The sequence below is a fragment of the Cyanobium sp. ATX 6E8 genome (genome assembly GCF_024346335.1).
Lineage (GTDB): Bacteria > Cyanobacteriota > Cyanobacteriia > PCC-6307 > Cyanobiaceae > Cyanobium_A.
The window spans coordinates 1-15845 of sequence record NZ_JAGQCT010000014.1 but is presented as its reverse complement, the minus strand read 5'-3'; the positions used below and the strand labels follow the sequence as shown (position 1 = coordinate 15845).

Annotated in this window: 13 protein-coding genes; 9 read left to right on the top strand and 4 right to left on the bottom strand. The window is 64.8% G+C overall.

The features are described 5' to 3' along the window. The first annotated feature begins 1 nt into the window (after window position 1). The 7 genes from KBY70_RS11170 to KBY70_RS11140 all read left to right on the top strand — a co-directional run bounded on the left by KBY70_RS11170 (window position 2) and on the right by KBY70_RS11140 (window position 5723). Window positions 2-763, top strand: a complete 762-nt coding sequence (locus KBY70_RS11170) for a phycobilisome rod-core linker polypeptide (protein WP_094561114.1) — start codon at window positions 2-4, stop codon at window positions 761-763. Between the two features lie 164 nt (window positions 764-927). Continuing rightward, window positions 928-1998, top strand: coding sequence for a DUF4912 domain-containing protein (locus tag KBY70_RS11165; protein WP_409996057.1), 1071 nt, complete (start codon window positions 928-930; stop codon window positions 1996-1998). A gap of 29 nt (window positions 1999-2027) precedes the next feature. After that, entirely contained in the window at window positions 2028-2189 is a 162-nt protein-coding gene (locus KBY70_RS11160) for a hypothetical protein (protein ID WP_315859744.1), read from the top strand. A 142-nt stretch (window positions 2190-2331) separates the two neighbouring features. After that, a complete protein-coding gene (locus KBY70_RS11155; protein WP_254988546.1) occupies window positions 2332-3648 on the top strand; it encodes a phospholipase D-like domain-containing protein in 1317 nt (438 codons plus the stop codon). A gap of 68 nt (window positions 3649-3716) precedes the next feature. Beyond that, window positions 3717-3959, top strand: coding sequence for a hypothetical protein (locus KBY70_RS11150; RefSeq protein WP_094561105.1), 243 nt, complete (start codon window positions 3717-3719; stop codon window positions 3957-3959). Window positions 3960-3967: 8 nt separating this feature from the next. Next, window positions 3968-5248 carry an FAD-dependent monooxygenase gene (locus KBY70_RS11145; RefSeq protein ID WP_254988545.1) on the top strand — a complete coding sequence of 427 codons (1281 nt, stop codon included), beginning with the start codon at window positions 3968-3970 and terminating at the stop codon, window positions 5246-5248. A 22-nt stretch (window positions 5249-5270) separates the two neighbouring features. After that, window positions 5271-5723, top strand: coding sequence for a hypothetical protein (locus KBY70_RS11140; protein ID WP_254988544.1), 453 nt, complete (start codon window positions 5271-5273; stop codon window positions 5721-5723). A gap of 28 nt (window positions 5724-5751) precedes the next feature. Here the strand turns inward: KBY70_RS11140 and KBY70_RS11135 are convergent, their stop codons facing one another. Beyond that, complete coding sequence (locus tag KBY70_RS11135; RefSeq protein WP_254988543.1) at window positions 5752-5970, bottom strand: hypothetical protein; 219 nt, start codon at window positions 5968-5970, stop codon at window positions 5752-5754. 132 nt (window positions 5971-6102) lie between these two features. On the opposite strand from KBY70_RS11135, the gene KBY70_RS11130 reads away from it, so the two are divergent. Continuing rightward, window positions 6103-7758, top strand: a complete 1656-nt coding sequence (locus tag KBY70_RS11130) for an alpha-D-glucose phosphate-specific phosphoglucomutase (protein WP_254988542.1) — start codon at window positions 6103-6105, stop codon at window positions 7756-7758. Window position 7759: 1 nt separating this feature from the next. Here KBY70_RS11130 and KBY70_RS11125 read toward each other — a convergent pair whose 3' ends face one another. The 3 genes from KBY70_RS11125 to KBY70_RS11115 are packed head-to-tail and all read right to left on the bottom strand — an operon-like array spanning window position 7760 to window position 13376. After that, entirely contained in the window at window positions 7760-11029 is a 3270-nt protein-coding gene (locus KBY70_RS11125; protein ID WP_254988541.1) for an efflux RND transporter permease subunit, read from the bottom strand. A 9-nt stretch (window positions 11030-11038) separates the two neighbouring features. After that, on the bottom strand, window positions 11039-12175 hold the full coding sequence (locus KBY70_RS11120) for an efflux RND transporter periplasmic adaptor subunit (protein WP_094561093.1): 1137 nt from the start codon (window positions 12173-12175) through the stop codon (window positions 11039-11041). 52 nt (window positions 12176-12227) lie between these two features. After that, window positions 12228-13376, bottom strand: coding sequence for an efflux RND transporter periplasmic adaptor subunit (locus KBY70_RS11115; protein ID WP_254988540.1), 1149 nt, complete (start codon window positions 13374-13376; stop codon window positions 12228-12230). A gap of 71 nt (window positions 13377-13447) precedes the next feature. Between KBY70_RS11115 and KBY70_RS11110 the strand changes: the two genes are divergently transcribed. Further along, on the top strand, window positions 13448-15673 hold the full coding sequence (locus KBY70_RS11110) for an AAA family ATPase (RefSeq protein ID WP_254988539.1): 2226 nt from the start codon (window positions 13448-13450) through the stop codon (window positions 15671-15673). The last annotated feature ends 172 nt before the right edge of the window (window positions 15674-15845 follow it).

The following is a 15845-nucleotide window of genomic DNA, read 5'->3' as shown; positions in this document are numbered from 1 at the left end:
TGTGGCCCTGCCCCTCCTGAAATACGCGCCCACTACCCAAAACTCGCGGGTTAACCCGCTGCGGGTGGGTTCGGATGAGGACCCCAAATCCATGTCCATGGACAGGGCTATGGATCCCAAAGACCTAAATCTGCTCATTGAGTCGTGTTATCGACAGATTTTCTTTTATGCCTTCAAGGTCGACCGCAACCTGACATTGGAGAGCCAGCTGCGCAACGGCCAAATGAGTGTGCGGGATTTCATTCGCTCCCTGTGTCTCTCAGACACCTTCACCCGCAGCTTCTACAACCTGAACAGCAACTATCGGGTGGTGCGCCACCTGGTGGAAAAGCTTCTGGGTCGCCCCACCCACGGCAGGTCTGAGGAGATCGCCTGGGCGGCTGTGCTGATGACCCGCGGGGTCAAGGGCATGGTTGACGACATCCTCAACGGCCAGGAATACCTGGACGCCTTCGGTTACGACACCGTTCCCTTCCACCGCAACCGCGTGGTGGGCTCCAGGGATCTGGGCGAAACCCCCTTCAACATCACCACTCCGCGATACGAGGCCTATTACCGGGGCATCTTGGGCTTCCCCCAAGTTGTGTACACCGGCACCGCCAAAACGATCCCCGCTCGCTCCCGTCAGCGCCGTGGGGGCTTCCCAGAGGACTACCTCCCCTGGGTGCGCAATCTGCCTGCCATGCGCAGCCAAGGCGGTGCATCTAGCAACACCAGCATGGACTACTTGGCCAAGGTGCCCTACCGCAGCATTGGACGTTGAGCTCAGCAACCAATCCATCAAGGGGCGGCCTACGGGCCGCCTTTTTTGTGCCCGTCAAACGCTGGCCCTGATGCACCAGCCGTCAGCATCCACTGACGGCTCAAGGCAAAAACAACCGGCAATGGGAGAGTTGACCACGCTGATCCCAAAAGAAATCTATCGCCGTGACCCAAGCCCTTACTTCGTTGGCACGCATGACCCTGCGGCAGCTTCGGCAGGTGGCCAGCGATCTTGGGGTGAGCTTGTACAGCCGCAAGTCGAAGGATGAGTTGCTGGCGGCCATCAACCGGCGACAGGACGACAGCCCCCGCACTCTCAAGGCGATCGAAGCGGAGTTGCCTCCGGCACCACGCCCTTCGGCGTCCAGCACCAGCGTGGTGTTCCTGCCCCGGGATCCCCAGTGGGCCTACGTGTTCTGGGAGATCTCTGAAGCTGATCGGGGCGAAGCGCTGGCCGCCGGGGCGTCCCAGCTGTGCCTGCGGGTGGCCGATGTCACCGGACTGGCGGGAGGCTCTGCCCACCCCCACACCCTGCAGGAGGTGGTGGTGGATAGCCATGCCACCGAATGGTATATGCCGGTGCCCCTGAGCGATCGCGACTACCGGGTGGAACTGGGCTACCGCAAAGGCTCCGGCGGCGGCTGGATCTCGCTGGCCTTCTCGTCGGTGGCCCGGGTTCCGGCCCTGCACCCCAGTGAGCAGATCCTCGACCAGTTTGTGCCCTTCTCGCTCGACACCGCTCCGGCCACCCTGCCCACACCCATGGAACCGGCTGACGCCGGTCTGCATGAGCGCCTCTACCAAACAGCAACGGCCCGTTGGCGGCGCCTTGGCCGCGGTTCCGAGGCCTTCCACGAACTCGAACAAGCCGGTCTCGACACCAGCGAACTGAACGCCTCTGGGGCCGGAATCTGGGCTAGCGGTCGCAACGAATCCGGCATCGGCGGGGTGGCCTCACGGCAACGTTCTTTCTGGCTGGTGGCCGATGCCGAGCTGATCGTCTACGGCGCCACCGATCCAGCCGCGCGCCTCACCATCGGCGGCGAAGACGTGCCGCTCTCCGCCGATGGCACCTTCCGCGTGCAGGTGCCGTTCCGAGATGGTCAACAGCTCTATCCGATCGAGGCGGTGGCCGCAGACGGCGAGCAGAAGCGCAACATCACCCTCGAATTCAACCGCTCCACCCCGGAAGACAACAGCAACCCTGCCGACAAGGCCATCAGCGAATGGTTCTGAAACGCGCTGGATCTCTCAAACGAGCAACCGTGGCCCTCACCCCACTCGCTGGGGCCCTGGCCTTTCCGCTGATCGTGCCCGTGGTGTTGATGCGCGTGGGCCTTCCGGCCGCCATGCTCAGCGCCGTGCTGATCGGCACCGCCTGGTTTGTGCTAATGCTGCGCACGGCCGAGATGCCTGGCCACCACTGACCAGTAGCCCAGCCTCAACCAACCATTGGACAGTCGGTGGGAAGACTGAAGGCAGCCGCAGCAGGTCGCCATCACCCATACCGCTCGTCACCGCAACCCCCTGAGGCACCCGCTCGCCTGGGTCGGTGCCCTGGGTCTAGCCGTGGCCGGCTGCAGCGCCGAAGCCCAGCTGCTGGGGCAGCCGACCCCACAAAGGCCCCTGCCCGAGGGCATCGAGCTGGTCTTCAACCACAACGAAACCAGCCGCTACCGCAGCCCGATCAGTGGCCAGTGGCGCCAGGGGGACGATCTCGAGGCCTTTGTGCTGGCCAGCATCCGAGGCGCCAAAAGGGAAATCCTGGTGGCGGTGCAGGAGCTGTCGCTGCCGAAGGTGGCCGAAGCCCTGGCAGCGCGCCACCGCGATGGACTGACGGTGAAGGTGGTGCTGGAAAACACTTACAGCACCCCCTGGAGCCAGCAGCACCCTGCCGATCTGACCCCGCACCAGCGCAGCCGCCACGAGCAGCTCAAGGCCCTCGGCTGGGGGGATGCGGTGGCGATCCTGCAGCGGGCCGGGGTGCCCCTGATCGACGACACCGCCGACGGCAGCGCCGGCAGCGGCCTGATGCACCACAAGTTCATGGTGGTGGACCGGGCGGTGGTCGTGACCGGCTCGGCCAATTTCACCCCCTCCTGCATCCACGGCGACCCGGGAGCTGATCGCACCCGCGGCAACGTCAACCACCTGATGCGGCTCCACAGCCGCGAGCTAGCCCATACCTTTGTGAGCGAATTCGAGCGGATGTGGGGCGACGGCCCAGGGGGTTTACCCAACAGCCGCTTTGGGCTGGGCAAGGGCGGCGGAGCCGCCCAGCAGGTGCACGTGGGTCAAACGCCGGTGACGGTGCTGTTTGCACCCCATCGCCGCCGCGATCCCCACCAGGGCCTGCTGCTGCTGGAGGAGCTGCTCGCCGGCACCCACAAGCAGCTCGACATGGCCCTGTTCGTGTTCTCAGAGCAGAGCCTGGCCAATGCCATGGCCCAGCTGCAGGAGCGGGGGGTGACCATCCGGCTGCTGGCCGATCCCGGCTTCGCCAACCGCTCCTTCAGCGAAGTGCTGGATCTGCTCGGCACCCAGTTGCCCGACCACCGCTGTGGCTTGGAGGCCGCCAACCGCCCCTGGCAACGCCCCCTCGAGACGGTTGGCACGCCGCGGCTGGCCAGCGGCGACAAACTCCACCACAAGCTGGCCGTGATCGACAACCGCACCGTGATCACCGGCTCCTTCAACTGGAGCCCCAGCGCCGCTCACCGGAACGACGAAACCCTGCTGGTGTTTGACTCCCCCCTGCTAGCGGCCCACTTCAGCGCCGAGATCAACCGGCTCTGGAAAGGCGCCGAGCTGGGCATCACCGAGCGACTGGCGCGGAAACAGGAGCGGCAACGCAACCGCTGTGGCAGTGGGGTGCAGCGCACCTGAACCCTGATCGGCGACTGCTGAGCTGGGCCAGGGCTCCTACGCTGAAGACCTGTCTCCGCCCCAGGGCCATGGATTCGCTGCAGGCTTCCCGCACCACCTCCGCCACCCTGGATGCGATCCAGCTGATGCTGCGCGATCTCCACACCCGCCACGACGAGATCCGCCACCGTGCCGCGTTCCGGGGTTGCACCAAGGAGCTGCTGGCGGTGCAGCAGGAGCTGGTGAATTACCTGTTGGCCAAGAAGAGCCAGCTGATGGGGCATGTGGATCCGGTCAGCGGCGGCACCCGCAACTACAACTCCTTCGTTTGAGTGACCCGTTGAACTCTGGCCCCAGGGTCCTGGTCGTTGGAGCTGGTCCAGCCGGGGCCAGCCTGGCCCTGCTGCTGGCCCGTTCCGGCGTCGCCGTCACCCTGGTGGAAGCCAGCTCCAGCCCGGCGCGCCAGTTTCGCGGCGAAGCGTTGATGCCCTCGGGCCTGGAGGCCCTGGCTGCCATGGGGCTGAGCCACCTGCTGGCGGCTGTGCCCCACAGGCACCTGCAGGGCTGGCGCTTTGTGGTCAATGGCCGGGAGCTTTTCCACGCCCACGAACCCCTCAGCGGCGATCCCCAGCGGCCCTGCACCCTGGTGAACCAGCCCGCCCTGCTGGAGGCCCTGCTGGGGCAGGCGCAATCCTGCCCATCATTTGTGCTGGAGCGGGGGCAGCCGGTGTCTGATCTGCTCTGGAGCCAAGGGCGGGTGGCCGGAGTGCGGCTGCGCAACGGGCGGCATTTGGAGGCCGAGTTGGTGGTGGCCTGCGACGGCCGGGCCTCGCTGCTGCGGCAGAAGGCTGGACTGGTGCTGGTGGAAGGAGTCAACTCCATCGATCTGCTCTGGTTCCAACTGGCCTGCCCTTCTCCTTCACCGCTGCAAGGCAGCTTCACCACCCTGGTGGGGCCGGAGGGGGTGTTCAGCGCCTTCGACAGCGCTGGCGGAGGGGTGCAGCTGGGCTGGCTGCTCAACAAGGGCGAGCGGGTGCCTGCATGCTCCCCAGACGACTGGATCGAGCGGATGGCTCCGCTGAGCCCACCGGAGCTGGCGGCCTGGCTACGGCAGTGGCGAGCCGGCCTGGGCGAACCCAGCCGGCTGGCAGTGCAGGTAGGACTGGCAGAGCGCTGGTGGGCACCCGGCCTGCTGCTGCTGGGCGATGCGGCCCATCCGATGAGTCCGGTGCGAGCCCAGGGGATCAACATGGCCCTGCGCGACGCCTGGGTGGCCAGCGCCCGGCTGTTGCCCCTATTGCAGCCGCTCTTGCGGCCCGCGCCAGCACCACAACAGCCACAGCACGGTGCCCCTGGAGCCAAAACCACAGCCATCACCGGCCTGGATGCGGCGCTCGCCGCGATCGAAGCCGAGCGACGGCCGGAAATCACCACGCTGCAGGCCCTCCAGGCCGCCGAAGCCGCCCGGGGAGAGCAGCTGCGCCGCCAGAGCTGGCTGCGCAGCGGCCTGGCCCTGGCCGCTCCTCTGGTGGGGCCGGCGATCGCCGCCCACTGGAGCCATCAGCAGCAACCGCTGCGCCAGGGACTGTCTGTGCTGCCGGCGCTGCCGGGGTCGCCATGATGGGAGCCAACCCGACAGAACCATGGCTCCCTCCTGGATCAATCCTGCCCTGAGGGGCGGCTCCGCCCTAAGCGCTGGCTTGGCGCTCGGCCTGATGGGTCTGCTGGCTTCCCCCCTGCAAGCAGCGCCTAAAGATCCGCCCTATCCCTCCATGGATCAGCTGCGGGAGCTGCAGCTCCACACGTTCGCCTGCGGCCGGGAGAACACCGCCGAGAGCTGCACCAAGGCGCGCACCATGGCCGATCCGCTGATGGACCATCCCCGCCTCGGGGCAAGCTGCAAAGACGCGATCTGGACCATTTGCCAACGGGCCCAGCCCGCCGCCGCCAACAGCTTCGAGCGCCGCGAAGCCCTCAATCGCGCCGGCCAGGATCTGCTGCCCTTCTGCAAGCAGCAAACCCGCACCGTGGCCCCCAGCAAAACCGAGGCCAAGCCCCAGGAGAAAAAGGGATTCGGCCTGATCCCAGGCTTCTGAGCCTGACAGCTCCCACCCCTGCTGGCGCTCAACGCCCCTTTGGGGCCTGAATCAGTTGCAGCACCTGGTAAGCGGTGCTGTCCATGAACGCCAGCGACCAGCCCGTCTGCACCACCGCCTGATCGGCCAGAGCACACAAACCGCTGCCCTGACCGGTGGCCTCGCAGCTCGCCGAGAGACCCAGCAAGGCGTTGGTGAGCTTGCCGCGCTGACAGGATTCCGTGCCGCGGCGCTGAGCGACGGCCATTCCTGCCTGGCGTCCCAGCGCCACTCGGCAAGCTTCGCGTGCAATCCCCGGCTTGTTTCGGACGCTAGCCCGTTCTGGGCGGCCGCAAACCAGGGCTAATTTGGTGCCCCCAACGCCCCGGTGGATCAGCCGATGACCAGCAGCAATCCTGTGAGCATCCGGCACATTCCCCTATCCCAACCCTTCAGCGACCAGAAGCCCGGCACCTCGGGGCTGCGCAAGAGCAGCCGGCAGTTCCAGACGCCCCACTACCTCGAGAGCTTCATCGAGGCGAGTCTGCAGGTGCTGCCCGGAGTGGCCGGCGGCACGCTCGTGGTGGGCGGCGATGGGCGCTACGGCAACCGCGAGGCCATCACCGTGATTGCCCGCATGGCTGCGGCCCACGGCGTGGCACGGCTGATCACCACCACCGGTGGCATCCTCTCCACCCCCGCCGCCTCCCACCTGATCCGCCAGCACGGTGCCGTGGGTGGGGTGATCCTCTCGGCCAGCCACAACCCCGGCGGCCCGGATGGCGATTTCGGCGTCAAGATCAACGGCGCCAACGGCGGCCCCACACCGGAATCCATCACCGACGCGATCTACGCCACCACCCTGCAGCTGGATGGCTACCGGATCTGTGAAGGCGGCAGCGACCCCGACCTCTCGGCGCCTGGCCGCTGCCACATCGGCAACCTGCAGGTTGAGGTGATCGACGGCGTCGACGACTACGTGGCGTTGATGCAGAAGCTGTTCGATTTCGATGCGATCGGCGATCTGCTGCGGGGCGACTTCCCGATGGCCTTCGATGCCATGCACGCCGTGACCGGCCCCTACGCCAGCCGCATCTTGGAAGGGGCCCTGGGGGCGCCCGCGGGCACCGTGCGCAACGGGATCCCGCTGGAGGATTTCGGCGGCGGCCACCCCGATCCCAACCTCACCTACGCCCACGACCTGGCTGAGCTGCTGATGGGCAGCGACGCCTACCGCTTCGGCGCCGCCTGCGACGGCGACGGTGACCGCAACATGATCCTGGGCCAGCGCTGCTTCGTGAACCCCAGCGACAGCCTGGCTGTGCTCACCGCCAACGCCACCCTCGCTCCCGGCTACGCCGATGGCCTGGCCGGGGTCGCCCGCTCGATGCCCACCAGTGCCGCCGCCGATGTGGTGGCCAAGGAGCTGGGCCTGGCCTGCTTCGAAACGCCCACGGGGTGGAAATTCTTCGGCAACCTGCTCGATGCGGGCCGCATCACCCTCTGCGGCGAAGAGAGCTTCGGCACCGGCAGCAACCACATCCGCGAAAAGGACGGCCTCTGGGCCGTGCTGTTCTGGCTGCAAATCCTGGCCAAACGGCGGGAGCCGGTGAGCCGGATCATGGCGGAGCATTGGAATCGTTTCGGCCGGCATTACTACTCCCGCCACGACTACGAGGCGATCCCCAGCGATGCCGCCCAAGGCCTCTACGAGCGGGTGAAGACCATGCAGCCCTCGTTAGTGGGCCAGGCCTTCGCCGGCCGCAGCATCGCCACCGTCGATGACTTCGCCTACACCGACCCGGTGGATGGTTCGCTCACCAGCGGCCAGGGGCTGCGCCTGCTGCTCGACGACGGCAGCCGGGTGGTGTTGCGCCTCTCCGGCACCGGCACCCAGGGGGCGACCCTGCGGGTGTATCTGGAGAGCTACGTGGCGGCCGGCGGCAACCTCAACCAAGACCCCCAAGTTGCCCTGGGCGACCTGATTACAGCCATCGACCAGCTGGCCGAAATCCGCACCCGTACGGGCATGGAGAAACCCACGGTCATTACCTGAGTCAGGCGGTCGTCTCCTGCTTGGCCTCGGGGAACCAGCGGGCCTCGAGGTTTTTAATCACCACATAGAACGGTGGCACGACGCCGAGGGACAACACCGTCGCCACCAGCAGGCCTCCGAAGATCACCGTGCCGAGCGACTGCTGACTATTGGCACCGGCAGTGGTAGCTACAACCAGGGGCAGGAAGCCGGCCAGGGAGGCGATGGCAGTCATCAGGATCGGCCGCATGCGCGATTCGGCTGCAGCCATGGCCGCCTCGGTGGCAGCCATACCCACTTCCATGTGCTGCTCAGCCACTTCCACAATCAGGATGCCATTCTTGGCCGCCAGGCCGATCAGGGTGACCAAACCCACCTGGGCATAGATGTTGAGGTCAATCGAGCGCAACGCCAGAAATACCAGGGCACCCAGCATGGCCAGCGGCACCGTCATCAGGATGATCACCGGGGTGACATAGCTCTCGTACTGGGCGGAGAGCACCAGGTAGACGATGAGGATGCCCAGGCCGAACACTAGGACGCTGGCGCTACCGGCCGAAAGCTGCAGCGAAGCCAGGCCGGTGAAGGCATAGCCAATATTGTTGAAATCCTGCTGCTTGAAGATCTGCTGAATCGCCGCCAGAGCCTGGCCCGAACTTTTTCCAATCGCCTCAGCACCCTGCACAAGCACGGTGCGGTAGAGGTTGTAGTGGCTGATCACCGGAGGTGCACTGGTGAGCTCAGATGAGGCAAACTCACTCACCTGCACCAGCTTGTTGTCGCGGTTGCGCACGTAGTAACTGAGCACATCCTCCAGGGTGCTGCGCCCAGACGCCTCTGACTGGACATAGATGTTGCGCACCTGTCCATTTTCATAGGTGAGGCCCGAGTAATTACCACCGGCGAGCACAGCAATCGTCTGCATCGCCTGCTGGAAGTCGATGTTCAAAGCCCCCATGATCGAGCGATCGATCTTCAAACCGAAGGCCGGAGCACTTGGGATGAACTGGGTATACAGACTGGAGAACTGATCCGAAGCCGTCCCCGCTGCCACCAGCTGCTGGGCCAGACCATCGAGCTGGTTGAAGCTGTACGCCCCATTGCTCAGATCATTGAACTGGAAGTAGAAACCACCCTGGGCCGAAAAGCCAGGAATGGCGGGCGGCTGAGCCGCCACCACAAGCCCGCTGCTGATCTTCGAGAGCTTGGTATTGAGGCGATCCACAATGGCGGGGGCCTTCTGATCAGCACCACTGCGCTCCTCAAGAGGCTTCAGTCCGAAGAAAAACACCCCTTGATCGGGGCTGGAGCCATTGAAGCCATAACCGCTCACCACCGCAGCAGCCACAATGTCTGGCTCAGCCTTGAGCACCTTGGCAATCTCTAGGCCGGTCTGCTGAGTTTGGCTCAGGGAGGCTCCATTCTGGAGTTGGTAAATGCCCAAGCCGTAGCCCTGATCTTCCTCAGGAATAAAGGCCGATGGCAAGGCTGAAAAGGCCAAAACCGTGAGCACGATGCCACCAGCAAGGCCAGCCAGCACGAATTTGCGCTTACGGATCAGCACCTCAAGCAGCCGGGCATAGCTGGTCTGCAGCCAGGCAAAAAATTGGTTGAAGCGATCGAAAATCAGGGCGAGTCGGCTGCCGGCCAGGCCGAACACCACCACACCAAACAGATAGGAGCCAACTCCGAAGGACGCCGCACTGAATCTGCCGAACGCCAGACCCACCACCACACCGCCAACCGTCCAACCCCAGCCCTTCGGCTTTGGGGGTTGCTCGGATTTAAGAAGCAGAGCCGACATCATCGGCGAAAAAGTCAGGGCGTTAAACGTGGAAATGGCGATTGAGAAAGCGATTGTGAGCGCAAACTGCTTGTAGATGATGCCGATGCCACCTGGGTAGAACGCCACGGGCACAAACACCGCCATTAGCACCAACGATGTGGCAATCAGGGCGCCGATCAGCTCACCCATACACTCCATCGCCGCCTTGCGTGGGCTCATGCCGCGCTCAAGATTTTTGGAGACGGCCTCAATCACCACAATCGCGTCATCCACCACCAGACCCGTGGCGAGCACCAAACCCAGCAGGGTGAGCTGGTTGATCGAAAAGCCGAACGCCTTGATAAAGGCAAAGGTGCCGATCAGGGAGATCGGAATCGCCAGGCTGGGAACCACCGTGGCGCGCCAGTTCTGAAGAAACAGAAACAGGATCACCAGCACCAGCACAATCGCCAGACCCAAAGCATCGGTGACGCCCTCCACGGCCGATTCGATGAACTGTCCGATGTTGTAGATCTGCGTCACAGTGACGCCGGGGGGCACCGCCTGGGAGAACTGGTTGATCACCGCCACGACGGCTTCCGACACATCGAGAGCGTTGCTCTCAGGGGTTTGGAACACCGCAACGGTGATCGATGGGTAACCATCGAAACTGACCGCCTGCTGAGCAAACGTGTTGAAGCCATAGGTGGCCTGGCCCACATCCCGCAGACGCAACAGATTGCCCTGGGGAGACTTGCCCACGATCAAGTCGTTGAGCTGCTCGACCGACATCAAGTTGCCGTTGTCGGCCACCAAAATTGGGTAAGCAAACAACTGATCACCGCCAGCAGGCGCTCCGCCCACCAGACCGCCGATGGCGACACTATTTTGACTTCGGACGGCGCTGACAATCTGGTCGGCCGTTAGCTGATTCGCGGTGAGCTTGGATGGATCAACGAACAGCCAGAAGGCGGGATTACTACCGCCCAACAAATTGACTTGAGCAACACCTGGAACCCTGCCAAGTTGATAATAGAGCTCTTCGTAGATGAGGCCGTTAATATAAGGCGCATCAAATTGGCCCTGGGTCGAAGTGACCTGATAGGCCAGCAAGATCGAGGGAGTGCTTTGCATCACCGACACACCCGTGGCCGACACCTGCTGCGGCAACTGGGGCATGGCCAGGGACACGCGGTTCTGCACGTTCACCTGGTCAATATTGATATCGGTGTCCTCGTCGAAATAAACCTGAATAATGCTCTGACCGGTGTTGGAGCTGGTTGAAGAAATGTAAGCCGCACCAGGCACACCATTGATCTGCTGTTCCAGCGGATTCGTAACGGCCTGTTCGGTCACCAACGAGTTAGCCCCGCCGTAATTTGCCGTCACCTGAATCAGCGGCGGCGCGATATTGGGCAGGTTTTCAATCGGCAGGCTTGGGATCGCAATGATCCCCATCAACACGATCAGAATGCTGCAGACGGTGGTCAGAACCGGCCGCTTGATGAACTTATCGGAGAGTGACATGGGTGGTCCTCAGTTCACACCCTTCTGACCAGAACCAGCCAACTGCACGGGCATGCCGGAACGCAACAATGCGGTGTTGCTTACCACCACCCGATCACCGGCGGTCAGGCCCGAGAGCAACGGGTAGCGATTGCCCTCCAGCATCCCCAGCTGCACAGGGGTCTGAACCACAATCGGCGTGTCTGGAGGCAGGGCTTCCAGCTTCTGCTTCTGGGCGTCTGGGATCTCGGTGGACGCCCGAATCTTGGCCAGCACTTGGCTTAGGCGGAAGACGCGGTAAACAAACGGCTGCTGGGCCTGCATCATCACGGCCTGCACCGGCACCGAGAGCTGACGGCTGCTGCCGGTGATGATTCGGTTGCGCACAAACTGACCGGTCTTGAGCTTGCCGGTGAGATTGGGGAAGGACGCCTTCACCAGCACGGTGTTCGGCGATGAGTCAGTGCCACTGACGCCGTAATAGGGAGAGATGAAAACCACCTTGCCGGTGTTGGTGACGGGCGGATTCCCCTGGGACTGGAGCTGCACAGACTGGCCCAGCTTCACCCGGGAAGCCTGGGTGGCGGGCACATCCATCAGGGTCCAGAGATCCCGGTTGTCAACGATGCCGGTGATCGCCTGGCCTTGGCGCACGTAATCCCCGAGCTTGACGGTGTCGAGATCGCCGATCTCCCCACTGATCGGGGCGGTTACATACTTGTAGCCGAGATCAGCCGCCTTGGCTCGCGCCTGGTCGCGGGCCTGAATCGCCTGGGTGACGTAAAAATCGCGTTCCTTGGTGGACACTGCCCCCTGCTGGTTCAGAAAGATGTAGCGCTCGGCGTTGACGAGATCCTTACGGGCCTCGGCCTTGCTGGCATCGAGGCTGGCCGATTGCTGCACGTTGTCGAGCACCAGGATGGGCTGGCCCGCCTTCACCTGCTGCCCCTGGGTTGCCAGGATCTTGACGACCCGTCCATCCACTTCGGGCCGCAGGGCCACATCGGCGGTGGATGCCAACCGGCTGATCACCTCGATCGACGGGCTGAAGCTGGACTCAGCAATGGTTTCGGTCTGCACCACCAGGGGCTGCCGTGCCACCGGCTTGGCTCCGCACCCGACCAGCAGCAGACCCGCCAAAGAAAGCGCCGAAATCGCTCGGGCCACACAGTTTGAGCATGAGCCCGCAAATTAAATGACTATCCAGAAATTGCTTGCCTCATGGGGCTTTTGAGACGGAGTTCCCCGCCAGCTGCACCGGAGCGCCGTGGCGCAGGTTGAGCAGGCCAGCCGTGATCACCCGATCACCCGGCTGCAGGCCCCGCCGCACGGGATAGCGATTGTCCTGCAAATCGCCAAGTTGCACCGGTGTCTGCAGGGCAAAGCTGGTGCCTGGTGGCAGTTTGCGCAGCTCTGCCATGGGTGCCTTGCCAGGTTGCCGTTCCAGATCCGCCAGGCTTCCCACCACATAAACAAATGACTGGCCCGCCAGTTGGGTCACCGCCGTGAAGGGCAGCGCCAGCTCCTCACGTCGGTCGAGCACCAAGCGGGTGCGGCTGCGCTGGCCGTTGCGCAGGTTGCGGCGGGGATTGGCAAACGCGGCTTTTACCAGCAACGTCTGGGTGGAGGCCGTCACCCCCGGATCTACCGAGCTCACCTGACCCTCCGCCAGGGGCTGGGAGCTGGCGGGATCGAGCAGCAGCACCCGCTGGCCCGTCCGCACCTGCCCGGCGTAAACGGCCGGCACATCGATGCGGGCGAGCAGGCGATCGTTGCGAATCAAGCGAGTGAGGGGAACCCCCGGCTGGATCACGTCGCCTTGCTTGACGCGCAGATCGGCCACAATGCCGCTGATCGGAGCCCGAAGGTCTTTGAAAGCCAGATCCGCCTGCCGCGCCACCAGCGCCTCCCGCGCGGCGACGTAAGCCTGCCGGAATTCATCCCGTTGCAGGGCGCTGGCGGCACCTTGGCGGGCGAGCTCCTGGTAGCGCTGGTAGTTGAGCTGGTTGGTCTGCATCTGGGCGCGGAGGCTGGCCACCTCCGCTCGCAGCTGGGTCTGGTCGAGCACCAACAGCAACTGGCCCTGGCGCACCGAATCGCCCTGGCGCACCAGCAACTGCTGGATCCGCCCTCCGGCCTGGGCCGCCAGATTCACTTCGGCTGCTGCCTCGAGGGTGCTCACCGTGTCGAAACTGGCCTGAAACGCAGCCGGCTCGATCAGCTGGCTCTGCACCAAAGGCAATCGCCGGGCCGATTCAGGCTCCTGGCGGCAGCCCAGCAATAACCCGGCTGCCACTGCAGTTGATAGGGCAGTCGCCAGCCCGGCCCCGAGGGCGGAAGAGCGCACGATGGAGCAGGCAGACCGCATGGCCGGAGCGTATCGCCAGCGGGCCGATGATGGGTGGCGGCGGGAGTTGCCGCGAATCCCCGTGAGCGCCCTTGAGCGACCTGTTCAGCCATCAACGCGACATCACCCTGGAGAAGGTGGCGCCCCTGGCCGACAGGCTGCGCCCCCGGAGTCTCGACGACTTCGTGGGCCAGGAATCGATCCTGGGCCCCGGCCGCCTGTTGCGCCGCGCCATCGCCGCCGACCGGGTCGGCAACCTGATCCTGCACGGCCCACCCGGCGTGGGCAAAACCACCATGGCCCGGATCATCGCCGGCAGCACCCGGGCCCACTTCAGCAGCCTCAATGCCGTGCTCGCCGGCGTCAAGGATCTAAGAATTGAGGTGGACGGTGCCAAGGAGCGCCTGGCCCGCCACGGCCTGCGCACCACGCTGTTCATTGATGAGGTGCACCGCTTCAACAGCGCCCAGCAGGATGCCCTGCTGCCCTGGGTGGAAAACGGCACGCTCACCTTGATTGGCGCCACCACCGAAAACCCCTACTTCGAGGTCAACAAAGCCCTGGTGAGCCGTTCGCGGCTGTTTCGGCTGCAACCCCTGGAACCACCCCACCTGCACCAGCTCCTGGATCGGGCCCTGCGGGACGCCGAAGTGGGCTATGGCGACCGGTCGATCCGGGTGACCCAAGAGGCCGCCGACCACCTGGTGGATGTGGCCGGCGGCGATGCCCGCAGCCTGCTCAATGCCCTGGAGCTGGCGGTGGAAACCACCCAGCCCAATGGCGACAGCCAGATCGTCATCGACCTGACGATCGCCGAGGAGTCGATCCAGCAGCGGGCAGTGCTCTACGACAAGCAGGGGGATGCCCACTTCGACACGATCAGTGCCTTCATCAAGTCGCTGCGGGGCTCCGACGCGGATGCGGCCCTGTTCTGGCTGGCCCGGATGGTGGAAGCCGGCGAGAACCCCCGCTTCATCTTCAGACGCATGCTGATCGCCGCCGGCGAAGACATCGGCCTGGCCGATCCCCAGGCGGTGGTGGTGGTGGAAGCCTGTGCGGCGGCCTTCGAACGGGTGGGCCTGCCCGAGGGGCTCTACCCCCTTGCCCAGGCGGCCCTCTACCTGGCTGGAGCGGAAAAAAGCAACAGTGTGCTGGGCTTCTTCGACGCACTTAAGAGCGTGCGGGAAACCAACCGGCAACAGGTGCCGTCCCACCTGCGGGATGCCCATCGCGATGGCCAGGCCTTCGGCGATGGGGTGGGTTACCGCTACCCCCATGCCTACGCCGAGCACTGGGTCGCCCAGCAATACCTACCCAACTCACTCCAGGGAGAGGTCTTCTGGCAACCCGGCAACCTGGGTTGGGAGGGCCAACGGCGAGAACGGCTGCAGCAAAGGCGGGCCGCCCAACTGGCTGCCGCGGCCGAACTGGCCGCCGATCAGGGCGATGTGCTGAGCAGCAGCCCGGACGATCCCCAGCTGGAGCGCTGGCTGCAGCGCCAGGCCACCGCCGAAGGAGAACGGCTCGACGACCTGAGACGCCGGTTCTGGGACGGCGCCCACTGGCAGCGGCACGACCGGGTGCTGGTGCTGGAGGCGCGATCGTTGCTGTGGGCCCTCGACCCGCTCGCCGCCACCCCGGAGGGCGGCGTGGTGATCACCGTGGGGCAACCATCCGACCTGGAGCGGCTGCAAGCCCAGCTGCAGGTGCTCGATGCCCTGCGCCAACCCCAACTGCTGGTGGTACAAGCCGACGCTCCCGCCAGCCTCCGATCCCAACTCGAGCCCGGGGAGGGGTCGCGCTTCGACTGGGCGGTGGCACGGCAACCCTGGCGCGGGCTGAACGCCCAACAGATCGACACGTGGATTGCCGCCGTGGGAGCCCAGATGAGTGCCAACGGCCAATGGCGACTGCTGTTCAGCACCCCCCAACTGGGGCCAGCCGCCGGGCTGCAAGCCTTGAGCCGCGCAGCCGAGCCCGCCCTCCAGCCGCTGCTCGAGGAGCTCAGCGCCTTGGAACGCCAACAGCTGCAACAGGAGCCCAACCCTGGCCAGCTGGCCAGGCAAGCCCTGATCGACCAGGGCTGGCGCGTGGAGCAACAGCACTGGCAGGAAGCCCTCCAGCTGGAGCTATCAACGGTGCTGCTGGCACGCTGGCTGGCACCGGAGAGCACCTATCTGCAGCAGCTGAACGCCATGCGCGGGGCTCCCCTAACCCCTGCCGCGATCGAGCTGCTGCAACAAGGCTTCCAACGGCACCTGGGCCAGCAGCTGCCCCAAACGGTGGCGCACACCCTGCTGCGCGCCCACAAGCGCTGAGCAGCGGGCTCACTTATGGCTGTACCTGCGGAAAAGGAGCATGGGTGTAACCGTTCAGGGGTCGGGACTGCTCAGTGCGAATGACGTGGACCCCGGCAATCGGTCCAGGGTGAATGAGAGTCCTCAGCCGGCCAGACTGGGCCGGGGACTTCACCATGAAACGCACCAGGCA

Bases quoted from the DNA above. Each gene is read 5' to 3' on its own strand.
- KBY70_RS11150 (WP_094561105.1), top strand. From the start codon at position 3,717: ATGGATTCGCTGCAGGCTTCCCGCACCACCTCCGCCACCCTGGATGCG.
- KBY70_RS11140 (WP_254988544.1), top strand. From the start codon at position 5,271: ATGGCTCCCTCCTGGATCAATCCTGCCCTGAGGGGCGGCTCCGCCCTA.
- KBY70_RS11135 (WP_254988543.1), bottom strand. From the start codon at position 5,970: ATGGCCGTCGCTCAGCGCCGCGGCACGGAATCCTGTCAGCGCGGCAAG.
- KBY70_RS11130 (WP_254988542.1), top strand. From the start codon at position 6,103: ATGACCAGCAGCAATCCTGTGAGCATCCGGCACATTCCCCTATCCCAA.
- KBY70_RS11125 (WP_254988541.1), bottom strand. From the start codon at position 11,029: ATGTCACTCTCCGATAAGTTCATCAAGCGGCCGGTTCTGACCACCGTC.
- KBY70_RS11115 (WP_254988540.1), bottom strand. From the start codon at position 13,376: ATGCGGTCTGCCTGCTCCATCGTGCGCTCTTCCGCCCTCGGGGCCGGG.